Origin of the sequence: Rhizobium sp. ZPR4, assembly GCF_040215725.1 — a bacterium.
In the GTDB taxonomy this organism is placed as follows: Bacteria; Pseudomonadota; Alphaproteobacteria; order Rhizobiales; family Rhizobiaceae; genus Rhizobium; species Rhizobium rhizogenes_D.
Map to the genome: position 1 here is coordinate 547638 of NZ_CP157967.1, position 12675 is coordinate 560312.

At 60.2% G+C, this 12675-nt stretch carries 13 protein-coding genes and 1 tRNA gene; 6 read left to right on the top strand and 8 right to left on the bottom strand.

The window, feature by feature from the left end; all coding sequences use genetic code 11:
- Positions 1–100 precede the first annotated feature (100 nt).
- Positions 101–2767 (top strand): pyruvate, phosphate dikinase, encoded by a 2667-nt coding sequence (gene ppdK, locus ABOK31_RS02655; protein WP_349957692.1) that lies wholly within the window; start codon positions 101–103, stop codon positions 2765–2767.
- Between the two features lie 39 nt (positions 2768–2806).
- Here the strand turns inward: ppdK and ABOK31_RS02660 are convergent, their stop codons facing one another.
- Together ABOK31_RS02660 and ABOK31_RS02665 are read right to left on the bottom strand one after the other, a co-directional pair.
- Positions 2807–3088, bottom strand: coding sequence for a hypothetical protein (locus ABOK31_RS02660; protein ID WP_349957694.1), 282 nt, complete (start codon positions 3086–3088; stop codon positions 2807–2809).
- Between the two features lie 91 nt (positions 3089–3179).
- Positions 3180–3596: a hypothetical protein gene (locus ABOK31_RS02665; protein WP_174173845.1), complete on the bottom strand. Its 417-nt coding sequence runs from the start codon at positions 3594–3596 to the stop codon at positions 3180–3182.
- Positions 3597–3837: 241 nt separating this feature from the next.
- On the opposite strand from ABOK31_RS02665, the gene ABOK31_RS02670 reads away from it, so the two are divergent.
- Entirely contained in the window at positions 3838–4770 is a 933-nt protein-coding gene (locus ABOK31_RS02670) for a DUF1499 domain-containing protein (protein WP_349957696.1), read from the top strand.
- Positions 4771–4776: 6 nt separating this feature from the next.
- Here ABOK31_RS02670 and ABOK31_RS02675 read toward each other — a convergent pair whose 3' ends face one another.
- Together ABOK31_RS02675 and ABOK31_RS02680 are read right to left on the bottom strand one after the other, a co-directional pair.
- Positions 4777–5685, bottom strand: coding sequence for an MBL fold metallo-hydrolase (locus ABOK31_RS02675; RefSeq protein ID WP_349957697.1), 909 nt, complete (start codon positions 5683–5685; stop codon positions 4777–4779).
- Positions 5682–5984 (bottom strand): cupin domain-containing protein, encoded by a 303-nt coding sequence (locus ABOK31_RS02680; protein WP_092709865.1) that lies wholly within the window; start codon positions 5982–5984, stop codon positions 5682–5684. The genes ABOK31_RS02675 and ABOK31_RS02680 overlap by 4 nt, the downstream gene beginning before the upstream one ends.
- 159 nt (positions 5985–6143) lie before the next feature.
- Between ABOK31_RS02680 and ABOK31_RS02685 the strand changes: the two genes are divergently transcribed.
- Positions 6144–6218, top strand: a tRNA-Gln gene (locus ABOK31_RS02685).
- Between the two features lie 410 nt (positions 6219–6628).
- Here the strand turns inward: ABOK31_RS02685 and ABOK31_RS02690 are convergent.
- From ABOK31_RS02690 to ABOK31_RS02700, 3 genes are all read right to left on the bottom strand, one after another.
- Positions 6629–7351 carry an amino acid ABC transporter ATP-binding protein gene (locus ABOK31_RS02690; RefSeq protein ID WP_349957698.1) on the bottom strand — a complete coding sequence of 241 codons (723 nt, stop codon included), beginning with the start codon at positions 7349–7351 and terminating at the stop codon, positions 6629–6631.
- A complete protein-coding gene (locus ABOK31_RS02695; RefSeq protein ID WP_174173850.1) occupies positions 7338–8006 on the bottom strand; it encodes an amino acid ABC transporter permease in 669 nt (222 codons plus the stop codon). Before ABOK31_RS02695 ends, ABOK31_RS02690 begins: the two co-directional genes overlap by 14 nt.
- Positions 8007–8134: 128 nt before the next feature.
- Positions 8135–8950 (bottom strand): transporter substrate-binding domain-containing protein, encoded by an 816-nt coding sequence (locus ABOK31_RS02700; RefSeq protein ID WP_174173851.1) that lies wholly within the window; start codon positions 8948–8950, stop codon positions 8135–8137.
- A gap of 125 nt (positions 8951–9075) precedes the next feature.
- Here ABOK31_RS02700 and ABOK31_RS02705 point away from each other — a divergent pair, with 125 nt between their 5' ends.
- Genes ABOK31_RS02705 through ABOK31_RS02715 form a run of 3 tightly spaced genes read left to right on the top strand, consistent with a single transcriptional unit; the run spans position 9076 to position 12189 of the window.
- Positions 9076–9444, top strand: a complete 369-nt coding sequence (locus ABOK31_RS02705) for a hypothetical protein (protein ID WP_349957699.1) — start codon at positions 9076–9078, stop codon at positions 9442–9444.
- The gene (locus tag ABOK31_RS02710) at positions 9389–10462 is read left to right on the top strand and encodes a glycosyltransferase (RefSeq protein WP_349957700.1); all 1074 of its coding nucleotides are present in this window, start codon (positions 9389–9391) and stop codon (positions 10460–10462) included. The genes ABOK31_RS02705 and ABOK31_RS02710 overlap by 56 nt, the downstream gene beginning before the upstream one ends.
- The gene (locus ABOK31_RS02715) at positions 10462–12189 is read left to right on the top strand and encodes a hypothetical protein (RefSeq protein ID WP_349957701.1); all 1728 of its coding nucleotides are present in this window, start codon (positions 10462–10464) and stop codon (positions 12187–12189) included. The genes ABOK31_RS02710 and ABOK31_RS02715 overlap by 1 nt, the downstream gene beginning before the upstream one ends.
- 69 nt (positions 12190–12258) lie before the next feature.
- Here ABOK31_RS02715 and ABOK31_RS02720 read toward each other — a convergent pair whose 3' ends face one another.
- Positions 12259–12666: a hypothetical protein gene (locus ABOK31_RS02720; RefSeq protein ID WP_349957702.1), complete on the bottom strand. Its 408-nt coding sequence runs from the start codon at positions 12664–12666 to the stop codon at positions 12259–12261.
- Positions 12667–12675 lie beyond the last annotated feature (9 nt).

Below are 12675 nucleotides of genomic sequence, written 5' to 3' on the forward strand. Positions count from 1 at the left end.
CGGATCTTATTTATTGTGCGGCGCAACATTTTGCCATATTTGTCGATTTTCATTTGTGCCTCAATGAATTAAGTTCAACCGGAGGAGTTGGACGGAGACAATGACGAATTGGGTCTATACATTCGGCGACGGCAAGGCCGAGGGGGGCGCCGGCGATTTTGAGCGGCTCGGCGGCAAGGGCGCAAATCTTGCTGAAATGTGCAATCTCGGCCTGCCGGTTCCGCCGGGCCTGACGATCGTCAGCGATGTCTGCACCTTCTATTACAAGAACGGCCGTAAGGTCCCCGACGAGCTGAAGCCGCAGGTCATGCGCGGGCTGCAGCGGATGGAAGCCATCACCGGCCGCAAGTTCGGCGATACCGAACGACCGCTGCTGGTGTCCGTGCGTTCCGGCGGCCGCGCCTCGATGCCGGGCATGATGGATACCGTCCTCAATCTCGGCCTTAACGACGCCACCGTACAGGCGCTCGGCCATGATGCCGGCGACGCCCGTTTCGCCTGGGACAGCTACCGCCGCTTCATCCAGATGTATGCCGATGTCGTCATGGGTCTCGACAATGAAGTCTTCGAAGAAATCCTCGAGGATGAGAAGGCCCGTTTTGGCCATGAGTTCGATACTGATCTCACCGCCGTCGAATGGCAGCACGTCGTTTCGATCTATAAGACTGTCATCGAAGAGGAGTTGGGCGAAGCCTTTCCGCAGGAGCCGGAGGTTCAGCTCTGGGGTGCCGTCAGCGCCGTTTTTGCGAGCTGGATGAACGCCCGCGCCGTCACCTACCGTCAATTGCACAACATTCCCGAGGCCTGGGGCACTGCCGTCAATATTCAGGCGATGGTTTTCGGCAATCTCGGCAATTCGTCAGCGACTGGTGTCGCCTTCACCCGCAACCCATCGACCGGCGAGAAGGAGCTTTACGGCGAATTTCTCGTCAATGCGCAAGGCGAGGATGTCGTTGCCGGCATCCGCACGCCGCAAAGCATTACCGAAGTCGCCCGCATAGCCTCCGGCTATGACAAGCCGTCGATGGAAAAGCTGATGCCCGAGGCCTTTGCCGAGTTCCGGGGCATCTGCGCACAGCTGGAAGCGCACTACCGCGATGTCCAGGACCTGGAATTCACCATCGAGCGCGGCAAGCTCTGGATGCTGCAGACCCGCAATGCCAAGCGAACCACCAAGGCGGCGATGAAGATCGCCGTCGATATGGTCGACGAGGGGCTGATTACCGAGGACGAAGCTGTCTCCCGCATCGAACCGTCGACGCTGGACCAGCTGCTGCATCCGACGATCGACCCGCGCGCCCGCCGCGAACTTATCGGCTCCGGCCTGCCTGCATCGCCGGGTGCTGCAACCGGCGAGATTGTCTTCACCGCGGAAGAGGCGATCATTGCCGAGGAGGAAGGCCGCAAGGCGATCCTCGTGCGTATAGAGACGAGCCCGGAAGACATTCACGGCATGCACGCCGCTGAAGCGATCCTCACCACGCGCGGCGGTATGACCAGCCATGCGGCTGTGGTCGCTCGCGGCATGGGCATCCCATGCGTCGTCGGCGCCGGCACCATGCGCATCGACATGCGCAACGAGAAGCTGATCGGCATCGGCGTCACGTTGAAGAAGGGCGATATCGTCACGATCGACGGCTCGGCCGGCCAGGTGCTGAAGGGCGAGGTGCCGATGATCCAGCCGGAGCTGTCGGGCGATTTCGGGCGCATCATGGCCTGGGCCGACCGTTCCAGGCGCATGACGGTACGCACCAATGCCGATACGCCGGCGGATGCGCGTGCGGCCCGCTCCTTCGGCGCCGAGGGCATCGGCCTTTGCCGCACAGAGCACATGTTCTTCGAAGGCGATCGCATCCATGTGATGCGCGAGATGATTCTCGCCGAAGACGAAGAGGGGCGCCGTGCCGCCCTTGCCAAGCTTATGCCGATGCAGCGGCTCGATTTCACCGGCCTGTTCACCATCATGCACGGCCTGCCGGTGACTATCCGCCTGCTCGATCCGCCATTGCACGAATTCCTGCCGAAGACGGATGAAGAGATCGCTGAAGTGGCGGGGATCATGGGCATGGAACCGGCCATGCTGCGCCAGCGGGTAGATGCGCTGCATGAGTTCAACCCCATGCTCGGTCATCGCGGCTGTCGTCTGGCGATTTCCTATCCGGAGATCGTCGAGATGCAGGCCCGCGCGATTTTCGAGGCAGCGGTCCTCGCTGCACGTGAGACCGGAGCAGCTGTCGTGCCCGAGATCATGGTGCCGCTCGTTGGCCTGCGCTCGGAGTTGGACTACGTCAAGGCCCGCATCGACGAGGTGGCGCGCGCCGTCATGACGGAAGCCATGATGAAGATCGACTATCTCGTCGGCACGATGATCGAGCTGCCGCGCGCGGCCTTGCGCGCCCACATCATCGCCGAGGCTGCGGAATTCTTCTCCTTCGGAACGAACGACCTGACGCAGACGACATTCGGCATGTCGCGCGATGACGCGGCCGCCTTCATCCCGACATACCAGCGCAAGGGCATCATCGAGCACGATCCCTTCATATCCTTGGATTTCGACGGGGTCGGCGAGCTCATCCGCATTGCGTCGGAGCGCGGCCGCCGCACCCGCAACGACATGAAGCTCGGCATCTGCGGTGAGCATGGCGGCGATCCCGCCTCGATCCATTTCTGCGAGGATATCGGGTTGGACTATGTGTCCTGTTCCCCCTTCCGCGTGCCGATTGCGCGGCTTGCCGCGGCTCAGGCGGCGATCAAGGGGCGAGCCTGATTCTCTAAAGTGGAATTGAGCTCGTTACCGGCACTGGTATCAGCGGCGCCAGTAGCCGCGATGATAGTAATATCCGGGACCGCCGACAACGACCGTCGGACCCCAGAAGAAATCATCGTTGCTTTCCATGAAAGCCCGTTGGTCGGCGCGCCGGCTGAGGTCCTGGTTCATGAGGCAATTGGCGAAGTTCTGGGTGCCTGGCCTAAAACCATAGCCGCTGCATCTGGCCTGGTCGGCCGCGCGTATCTCCTCGGCTGTCTGGCAGGAGGAGAGCACAAGCGTAATAGCGAGAAGAGAGAAGGCGGAAGCAGCGATACGCATGACTTGGTGTCCTGATGCAGATGTGCAGGCACGAATTATAGCGCTGCGCGTGATGGCGCGAAAGGCGTATTACCGCCGCAGGCCGGGTTGCTTATGCTGCTTCCTTCGGCTTTGCCGGCAGCCTTTGCAAGAGATCGACGAAGGCATCGGCAAAGCGCAACAGGTGGTCGGTCTCTTCATCCGGCTGCAGCAAACGGATTTCCGCGCCGTCTTCGTCCAGCGCGGCAAAGAGTGTGCGCATCGTCGCATCGCCTTCGGGAATCCGGATGACAGCCAGTCTGCGGCAATCGGAGATCAGTCCTGCCGCGGGGAGATCGAATAGGAAGTCGCCGTGCACCGCCGAGGCGGCATGCCGCACGGCCTCGCAAAAGCCCGGTTCCCCGCCGGAAAAACCTTCGAGTGAGAGCTCCAGCTCCAGGAGCTCCAACGGCAGAATGGGATCGCCCGTATCGGCTCCGGCAATCGCCGCGCCCGGCAGCGCCTTGGCAGCGACGTCTTGAGAAAGCATCGGTTCCATCTCATCAAGTCCTTTCAAAGCCTCGATAAAACGCTAAAGAATGGCCTTTTTTAGGAATTTAAGCAAGCGCTCACATTTTTGGTCTAGGCGTTACTGGTTTGAGCCTTGAGAGAACATTGCATGTTGGTGCCGTGACATTCGATTTATTTTCGCCGTTTCTTGATCTAAACATAGGTCGTATTTTGGGATTCGGTGCATCCGGCTTCCGACCCGACGCGCCGACGAGCCCTTGATGACCATTCGCTTCGACCGTCCAGTTTCTCATGCCGCCCGCGCCGCGCGTCTGATCGCTTCGTTTGCCTTGGTGCTCTGCGGGGTGACGCTGATCGGCCACCGCTTCGCGCCGCTGGAAACGCCTTATTTTGTGCTGCTGCTCCTGATTTCCGCCGGCTGCGCCATCCTGGCGGTTCTGCTCGCGCTGGTCGGCCTTGCTCAGCTCTGGCAGAGCGCTGCCATTGGTGGTGTCTCCGCCGTCAAGGCGCTCGTCTATGCCGCCCTGCCGCTCGCCATTTTCGGCTTCGGCGCCGAACGCTACTGGACCCGGCCGCATATCTACGAGATTTCGACCGATCTCAACGACCCGCCGGAATGGCTGGCAACACCGGATGCGCGGCAGCTGTGGCTGCCGCCGCGCCATCTGGTGACGCAGCAGGAACGCGAGGCGCAGTTCGATGCTTATCCCGCTTTGATCAGCCGCCGCTACGAAGGCGCTGCCGATCGTGTTCTCGAGGCAGTGCGTAAAGTCGCGCATGATTATCACATCACCATCGTCAAGGCCGAAGGCGCCGATGTCGCCGATCCGAACGGCAACGTGAAGCCAAAACGCCGCACACGTCCGCAGACGGCTAATCCGGCGCAGGATGACAGTGCCGTCGGCGATGTGCCCGCCATCGTTCCTGTGCCGACGCCGCGCCCCCTCCGCGACGGAGTGGCGGAACTCATTCGCCAGAATACCGACGTCATTCTGCAGGGCGAAATGCGAACTCGCATTTTTGGCCTGCCATGCGACATACTGATCCGTATTCGCGAAGAGGCGGAAACAACGCTTGTCGATATTCGCGTTGCTTCCCGCTACGGCCAGGATGATCTCGGCGTCAGCGCCGATCTGGCGGATAGCTATCTGAAGGCGCTGGATGCGGAATTGCTGGGTATCGCTGGAAGCTGAGGTGGCTCAAGCCGGTCGATAGGTCCCCAGCAGCGCCGGCGGTCCATCGGTCTCCACCTGACCCTTCTCGACCAGATCCTCCAGATGCGCCAGCACAGAAAGCGCGGCCGCCCCATGCAGGCGTGGGTCCGTGTCGCGATAGATGGCTTGCACCATGTCCGGGATCAGCCGGTCGCCGGCCTTGATGCGCTCCAGCACGGCACGCTCGCGCATGCGGCGGTGGGTTCTGAGGCCGCGCATGAAGGACGCCGGCTCCTTCACCGGACCGCCATGGCCGGGCAGGAACAGCCGGTCGTCGCGGGTAAGAAGCCGCTCCAGCGAGGCCATATAATCCGCCATGGAGCCATCCGGCGGCGCGACGATCGAGGTCGCCCAGGCCATGACATGATCGGCGGAGAAGACAATGCCGGTGCCATCGAGCGCGAAGCAGGCATGGTTTGCCGTATGACCCGGCGTCAAGAGCGCCGTCATCTGCCATCCGTCTCCCGAGACGCTTTGACCATCGGCAAGCACGATGTCAGGCTGAAACTCCATGTCGGAGCTTTCGGCGAACGGATTAATCTCGCCCTGATGGAGCGGCCGAGCGGCCCGATGCGGCCCTTCGCCGACGGTCAGCGCCCCCGTTGCCTCCTTCAGCCGCTTGGCGAGCGGCGAGTGATCGCGATGGGTATGGCTGACGAAGATATGCGTGACTTCGCGCCCCTCCAGCGCCGCCATCAGGGCGGTGAAATGGGCCTCGTTCTCCGGGCCGGGATCGATGACCGCGACAGACGAGCCGCCGACGATATAGCTGTTGGTGCCGTGAAAGGTGAAGGCACTGGGATTGTTGACCGTCATCCGCTCGATGCCGGGCGCAACGGGAACGGCGCGGCCATAGCCGGGTTCGAAGGCAAGATCGAAGTCAGGCGTGCTCATGATTGCTTGTATTCGATTTCGATAAAGGACATCGGCTCGGAGCCGGCATTGACGACATTGTGCTCGACACCGGCCTCGCGCCGATAGGCGGCGCCCTTGGCGATATCGACACGGCGGCTGCCGCCAGGCTCTTCCAGCAGAAACTGGCAATCCGTCATCGGTACCACGACATAGCCAAGACCATGGACATGATGTCCGGTATCGGCGCCCGGCTCGAAATCCCAGCGTGTGATGCGGCAGACGGCATCATCGAGAAGTACGGTGGGCACTGCCGGCGGGCGGGCGCGAAACTGGCTCATCGGACCTCCTGATTTCAAATGCAGTGCAGCAAGACCTATCATAGCCGCCCGGAAAGCACACAGAAATATGCATTCGCGCATCACTTAGTCATTGTAGCGGCAAGCGACCTTTGCTAATCAGACGCCGATTTGGCTGGTATAGCAGGCCATTTCCTCTGTTGGGGCGTCGCCAAGCGGTAAGGCACCGGTTTTTGGTACCGGCATTCCCAGGTTCGAATCCTGGCGCCCCAGCCATATCCACTGACTGAAATAATGTTGGAGTTATTCCGGGTGAGACCTGCCTTTAGTCGGGATGCATTGTAATGGGTTGTTTGCCGCCATTTCTCCTGCTTCTAATCGGAGGTGCTATCGGCGCGCTTGCAGGTGGAAGGCACGGAGCGATCTGGGGAGGCAGCGCGGGATTTGTCCTTGGTATTTTATTGATGGTAGCGCTCGTTGGGTTGTTACGAGACGCGCGCCATAAATGATGCCGCTTGGATCGGCTCGGAGACGCCTTGCATCAAGGTAAGATACGGGTCGCGTCTGCAGTCTGCTCTGCAATCATAACACTTCGACTGCTGCTCAACCTTGTCACGCCATCCTTCTGGTCGAGAGCTTTCCATCAATCAAAACAAAAAAGGCCCGCCATAAAGCGGGCCCCCTGTTCAAAGGATCTTCGCCAGAAAATTCTTGGTTCGATCCATCTGGGGATTTGAGAAGAGCTCCTTGGGGGCGCCTTCTTCCAAGATCTGGCCGTGATCCATGAAGATCACGCGGTGGCCTACCTCGCGGGCAAAGCCCATTTCGTGGGTGACTACGACCATCGTCATGCCTTCGCGCGCCAGATCGTTCATGACCTGCAGCACTTCGCCCACCATTTCGGGGTCGAGCGCCGAGGTCGGCTCGTCGAAGAGCATGACGTCAGGCCCCATCGCCAGCGCGCGGGCGATCGCGACACGCTGCTGCTGACCGCCGGAAAGCTCGTCGGGATAGTTCGCTTCCTTGCCGCGCAGGCCGACTTTCGCCAGCAGTTCGTGCGCCACGCGATCGGCCTCTTCAGGCGCGACCTTTTTGACCTTGCGCGGGCCGATCGTGATGTTCTCCAGGATCGTCAGATGCCTGAAGAGATTGAATTGCTGGAAGACCATGCCGACATGCTGGCGCAGCTTGTGGATGTTGGTCTTGGGGTCGGTCAGCATCATTCCGGCGATTTCGATATCGCCGCTGGTTGGCGTTTCCAGCCCGTTCAGGCAGCGCAGGAAGGTGCTCTTGCCGCTTCCCGACGGTCCGATGACGACGACGACTTCGTTGTTCTCCACATGCGTGGTGATGCCTTTCAGGATCTCATGGTGCCCGAAGGACTTGTGAAGCTCTTTAACGCTTATCAACTTGAAGCCTCCTCTCGATATAGGACGAGCACTTCGACAAGGAGAAGATCATGATGAAATATAGCACCGCGACGAAACCCCATATCGTGAAAGATGCGAAGGTTTCGGCGATCACGATTTCACCCTTGTAGACCAGTTCGGCAATGCCGACCGGGGCCAGCAGCGAGGTATCCTTGATCGTCTGGGCCGCCTGGTTGACCAATGGCGGAATCATGCGCTTGAAGGCCTGCGGCAGAACGATGTAGCGCATCGTCTGAAAGCCGGTCATCGCAATGCTTGCCGCTGCCTCTTTCTGCCCGCGATCAACGCCGAGAATGCCGGCGCGTACAATCTCGGTGACGTAGGCGCCCTCGTTCAGGCTGAGGGTGAGGGCGGCTGCGAGGATAGGGTAGGTGAGCTGCCCGAACCACGCATTGACAGGCAGAATTGCCGGCAGTCCGAGCACTATGAAGAAGAGTTGGACCAACAGAGGCGTCGATCGGAAAATCTCGACATAGGCTGTGGCGATCCATCGCAGCGGCGCAACCTTCGAAAGACGCATGAGCGCCGCAACCAGTCCGATGATGACCATCAGGATAATTGCGACGATCGAATATTCGATCGTCAGGAGCAGACCGTTGAGGATCACAGGTAAATTTTGCCAGATGGCGTCCATGAACCGTGCCTTGTTTGTTTCTTTTATTTACTGGAGAATTGATGCTGCTGCGCAACGCAACTATGCGCCGCGCAGCCTGCGGATCAATCACGTAACTTTCGGGAAGCCTAAAATATCTTCGGCCGATCTTATTCCGAAAGCGCGACCTTCGCCGGGTCGATCACGTCATTGACTTCGCCGCTCGTATCGCCGCCAAAATACTTCACGAACAGCTGATGATACTCGCCGCTCTTGCGGATCTTGGCGAGGCCGTCATTGATCTTGGCAGCGAGATCGGGCTTCGTCTTGCTGATGGCGATGCCGTAATATTCGCCCGTCAGCAGCGGGCCGACGGTCTGCACGCCGCTGTGCTTGGCCTTGAAGTCGATATTGACGGGGTTGTCGAAGATCACCGCGTCCGCACCGCCGGTCATAAGTGCCTGATAGGCAGCGTCGATGCTCTGGAACTGCTTGATGTAATCGGATGAGAAGCCGTGGCCTGTCAGGTAATCGACCGAAGACGTTGCCTTCTTCGTGGCAACGACATGACCCTTCAGATCGTCGAAGCTCTTGATGCTGGAGTCCGCCTTCACCAGAACCGACAGGCCGGACTTGTAATATGCATCGCTGAAATTGGCGTTCTGCAACCGGCTGGTCTTGATCGTGATGCCGGCGACCGCAGCATCGATCGAGCCTGCCTGCAGGCTTGGGATGAGCCCGTTGAACGGCAGGGTCTTCAGAGTGACCGTCATATTTTCGGCCTTGGCGATCGCATTGATCATGTCAATGTCGAATCCCGTAACGACGCCGTCCTTCTCGGTTTCAAAGGGCGGGAAAGTGGTATCGGCTCCGACCACGATGCTGGTTGCTGCATCCTGCGCGATGGCAATGGAAGTTCCGCAAATGGTGGTTGCAAGACCGGAAGCCACTGTGGCGACCAATACGATAAGTGCTTTGTTTTTCAAGGGGGCTCTCCTTCTGACGGGAGATCATGGGTTTGGGCCGCCGCAACAATTTAGATGGCGCGTAACCTTAGACTGCAAGCATCTCCCAGGACGCATATTCAACGACAATCTTTCCGGGTCAAGGGTTGAACCGAAACATTTTTGAAGATGCTAAAGTATTTGTGTTTCGCCTGAAACGAGGATTTCCCTGCGGATGGACGATGATTGATGATGCTGGCCGAGAGGCCTTCGGCATCGATAGAGGCGCCTTCTTCGAACGATTGAGGCGAGGCCGTCGTCGCCCCGTGATGCCCGCTGAGAGCGGCCCGTCGACAGTGGTGATTTCAATTCTTCGTGAAACCGTTGCGCGAGATTGGGTGTGCCGCCATTCGCCCATCCTTAAAGCTTGTTTGACCTTTTTCCTGCACTCTGACCGCCGTCATCTCGATGCGGACGATCATGAACCAGAAACCCCAGGAACTGCTGCTTTCCATCGTTGCCCCTTGCCACAATGAGGAGGAGGGGCTCAGCGAATTTTGCCGGCGCGCGGAGGCAACGGCGCGGGGCATCGCCGGCGAAGCCTTCGAGATCGTCCTGGTGGATGATGGGTCCACAGATGGCACCTGGGAGGTCATCGCCTCGCTTGCTGCGAAGGTGCCGCAGGTACTCGGCGTGCGCCTCATGCGCAACCACGGACACCAGCTTGCCGCCACCGCCGGCCTTGCCGCCTCGCGCGGCGAGCGGGTGCTGTTGATCGATGCCGATCTTCAGGACCCGCCGGAACTGTTGCTGATGATGATGCCGATCATGGATCGTGGTGCGGATGTCGTCTATGGCCAGCGCATGCGCCGACAGGGGGAAAGCTGGTTCAAGCTCGCCTCCGCCTCGCTCTTCTATCGGCTGCTGTCGCGGCTCGCCTCGGTGGCGATCCCGCGCGATGTCGGCGATTTCAGGCTGATGCGCCGACGTGTCGTCGATATCCTGCTGGCGATGCCGGAGCGGGATCGTTTCATCCGCGGTATGGTGAGCTGGATCGGCGGGCGGCAGGTGGCGCTCCCCTACGAGCGCGATGCGCGTTTTGCCGGCACCACCAAATATCCGCTGCGTAAGATGATCAATTTCGCGATCGACGCCATCACCAGCTTTTCAACCGTACCGCTGCGGATCAGCACCTGGCTTGGCCTTGCGAGTGCCGGCTCTGCGGCCTTGCTGCTCGTCTATACGCTCGTCCGTTGGTTTGCGGGGGAGACGATCGTCGGCTGGTCCAGCATCATGGCGGCTATCACTGCCTTCAGCGCCATCCAGCTCATCTGCATCGGCATCATCGGCGAATATGTCGGCCGTCTGGTGCAGGAGAACAAGCGGCGGCCGATCTTCATGATCGAAAGCCTGCTACAGAGCGGGCGCTCCCTCGATATTCCCAGCGGCTTTTCCGATATGGACGCAGCAGGCAAACGCCGCGCGCTTGATGACGCCCTGCATAATCTCGGGGATGGGGCTGGTAGCGCGAAGCAGGTGAGGGCGGCCCGCTGATGCCGCAAGCTTCCGCGACTTCATCGTCGACCGAGGGCGTCGTCGTTTCCGATATTGTTTCCGCGCACGACGCGGTTGATGCGAATGCCGCCATCGTCAGGCAGAGGCCGGGCATCGCCATCGCTGCCTTCCTCATCCTGGTCGCCGTTTTCGTCACCATCTTCAAGTTTCCGCCGATCCTCGATTACCCAAACCATTATGCGCGCATGTGGTTGCTGGCCGGCGGCATCAACACGCCGCCGTTTCATGAGATCTATGCGATTGACTGGAACAGAACGTTCACCAATGTCGGCATTGATCTTGCCGCATATTGGCTGGGGCCGTTGATCGGCGTTTCACTGCTGGCTCGCGGCCTTCTTTTCCTGGCGATCGTACTGCCGCCACTCGGGGCGATCGCTTTACACCGGCGCTTGCATGGCGGCGGCCATTACTGGCAGATCGGCATATTGTATTTCGCCTGGTGTGCGACGCTGATTGGCGGCTTCATCAATTTTCAGATCGGGCTCGGCATGGCGCTGTTCTTTGCGACCGCCGATCATGCTCTGCAGTCCCGCAATCCGGGCGCGCTGTTCTGCTGGCGTCTGCTGGCGGGCCTGCTGCTCACCGTTATGCACCTCTTTTCGCTCGGCTTCTACATGGCGCTCGTCTGCGGTCTCGAATTCTCGCCGACGACGGCAGCATTGAGGTCACCTCGCGATTTCCTGCGCTTATGCGGCAGGCTTCTGCTTGCGATGCTGGCCTGCGCCCTGCCGGCGATCTGTCTTTTTCTCTATCAGCCTGTCTTGCCCGATGGAGGCGGCAGTCTGGATGCATCCTGGAACGATTCACCCATTCTGCTCGTAGCCAACCTGATGTCGGCATTCTGGAGCTATGGGCTGTCGGCGGACATGCTGTTCCTGATCCCGTTGATATTCGTTGGAATCTATGCGGCTCTCACGCGCCGTCTGAGCGCGCATGCCGGCATGGCGGTGACGGCCGCCGGCCTGCTGCTTCTGTCCTGCGTCGTGCCGCGTCATATGCTCGGGACGGGCTGGATCAGCTGGCGTTTTCCGATCATGATGGCGCTCGCTGCCATGGTGATGATCTGTCCCTTGCCTCGCGTGCCACGCCGGCAAGCTTTTCTGGTCATGCTCGTGCTCTCGACGGTCGTCTTGGGCAGAACGGCCTGGATCGGTGTCAATTGGTGGCAGGGTCAGGCCGATGCCGCTGATGTCAGCACTGTCCTGGCGGCGGTGCCCGAAGGTGCAGCCGTCCTGCCGGTCATGCGGCAGCAGAGCGAGCGCGGCACGGCGGATCATCGCTACTTCGCCTGGAACCAGGACACTTTCCGGCATTTGCCCACGCTTGCGGTCCCTTACGCCCATGCCTTCGTGCCGACGATCTTCACCGCCAGGGGTAAGCAGCCGCTGACCGTGTTGCCGCCCTGGAGCGACATCGCCGTGCCGGAAGGCAATCTGTTCCCCATAAGCCTGCTGGATTGCCCTGACGAGATTTCGGCCTTCAGCGGCATTGCGCCCTACCTCAAGGATTGGCGGCATCGCTTCGACTTCATTCTGCTCGTCAACGCCGATGTCGAGGACCGTTTTGGCGGCGTGGTTCCGCAAGGTGTGAAACTTGCCGCCGAAACGTCCTTTGCCAGGCTTTATGCCATCGACAAGACTTTCATACCCGCTGGCGATGTGCCGCGACCGAAAAGCTGCGCCGAGCTCGCCGATGCCAACGGCTAACGCCCGCAAACGCAACAGGCGGCCTTTGCAGGCCGCCCGCTCATATTGTTCCGTGATGAAGCTTTGTTATCAGCTCGCCTTTTCCGGCGGAGCCAGAAGCTCGGCGCAGTAGGACGGGCCGCTGACACCAGGCTGGTCGCCGAGGATTTTAACCGAGCGGATTTCGTAGCTCTGGTTGGTGACGATGTCGGCCTTGCAGCTGAGGGAGCGCTTGCCGCTCTTCTTGCCGTCCTTGGTGACGACGGTGACGTTCTTGTAGCCGCCGCGCCAAGTATAGACGCGATTGCCGCTTTCGTCGCGATCTGAGATCGGCGGGCCGTAGGCGGCGAAGAAGCGGCCTGCGGACTGGCCCTGCCAGCGATCCTGAACCGGGTTCTTCGCAAGCAGCGGAAGGGCTGCTGTCGTTGTTGTCGTCGTGGTGCTGCAACCGGCCAATGCCAGCAACAGTCCAGCCGCGGTGATCATGCGGATATTCATCGTGTCGTC

Excerpts from the sequence above, each read along its gene's own strand:
- ABOK31_RS02715 (WP_349957701.1), top strand. The coding sequence starts at position 10,462 with ATGCCGCAAGCTTCCGCGACTTCATCGTCGACCGAGGGCGTCGTCGTT.
- ABOK31_RS02720 (WP_349957702.1), bottom strand. The coding sequence starts at position 12,666 with ATGAATATCCGCATGATCACCGCGGCTGGACTGTTGCTGGCATTGGCC.
- ABOK31_RS02675 (WP_349957697.1), bottom strand. The coding sequence starts at position 5,685 with ATGAGCACGCCTGACTTCGATCTTGCCTTCGAACCCGGCTATGGCCGC.
- ppdK (WP_349957692.1), top strand. The coding sequence starts at position 101 with ATGACGAATTGGGTCTATACATTCGGCGACGGCAAGGCCGAGGGGGGC.
- ABOK31_RS02710 (WP_349957700.1), top strand. The coding sequence starts at position 9,389 with ATGAACCAGAAACCCCAGGAACTGCTGCTTTCCATCGTTGCCCCTTGC.
- ABOK31_RS02665 (WP_174173845.1), bottom strand. The coding sequence starts at position 3,596 with ATGCTTTCTCAAGACGTCGCTGCCAAGGCGCTGCCGGGCGCGGCGATT.
- ABOK31_RS02695 (WP_174173850.1), bottom strand. The coding sequence starts at position 8,006 with ATGGACGCCATCTGGCAAAATTTACCTGTGATCCTCAACGGTCTGCTC.
- ABOK31_RS02670 (WP_349957696.1), top strand. The coding sequence starts at position 3,838 with ATGACCATTCGCTTCGACCGTCCAGTTTCTCATGCCGCCCGCGCCGCG.
- ABOK31_RS02660 (WP_349957694.1), bottom strand. The coding sequence starts at position 3,088 with ATGCGTATCGCTGCTTCCGCCTTCTCTCTTCTCGCTATTACGCTTGTG.
- ABOK31_RS02680 (WP_092709865.1), bottom strand. The coding sequence starts at position 5,984 with ATGAGCCAGTTTCGCGCCCGCCCGCCGGCAGTGCCCACCGTACTTCTC.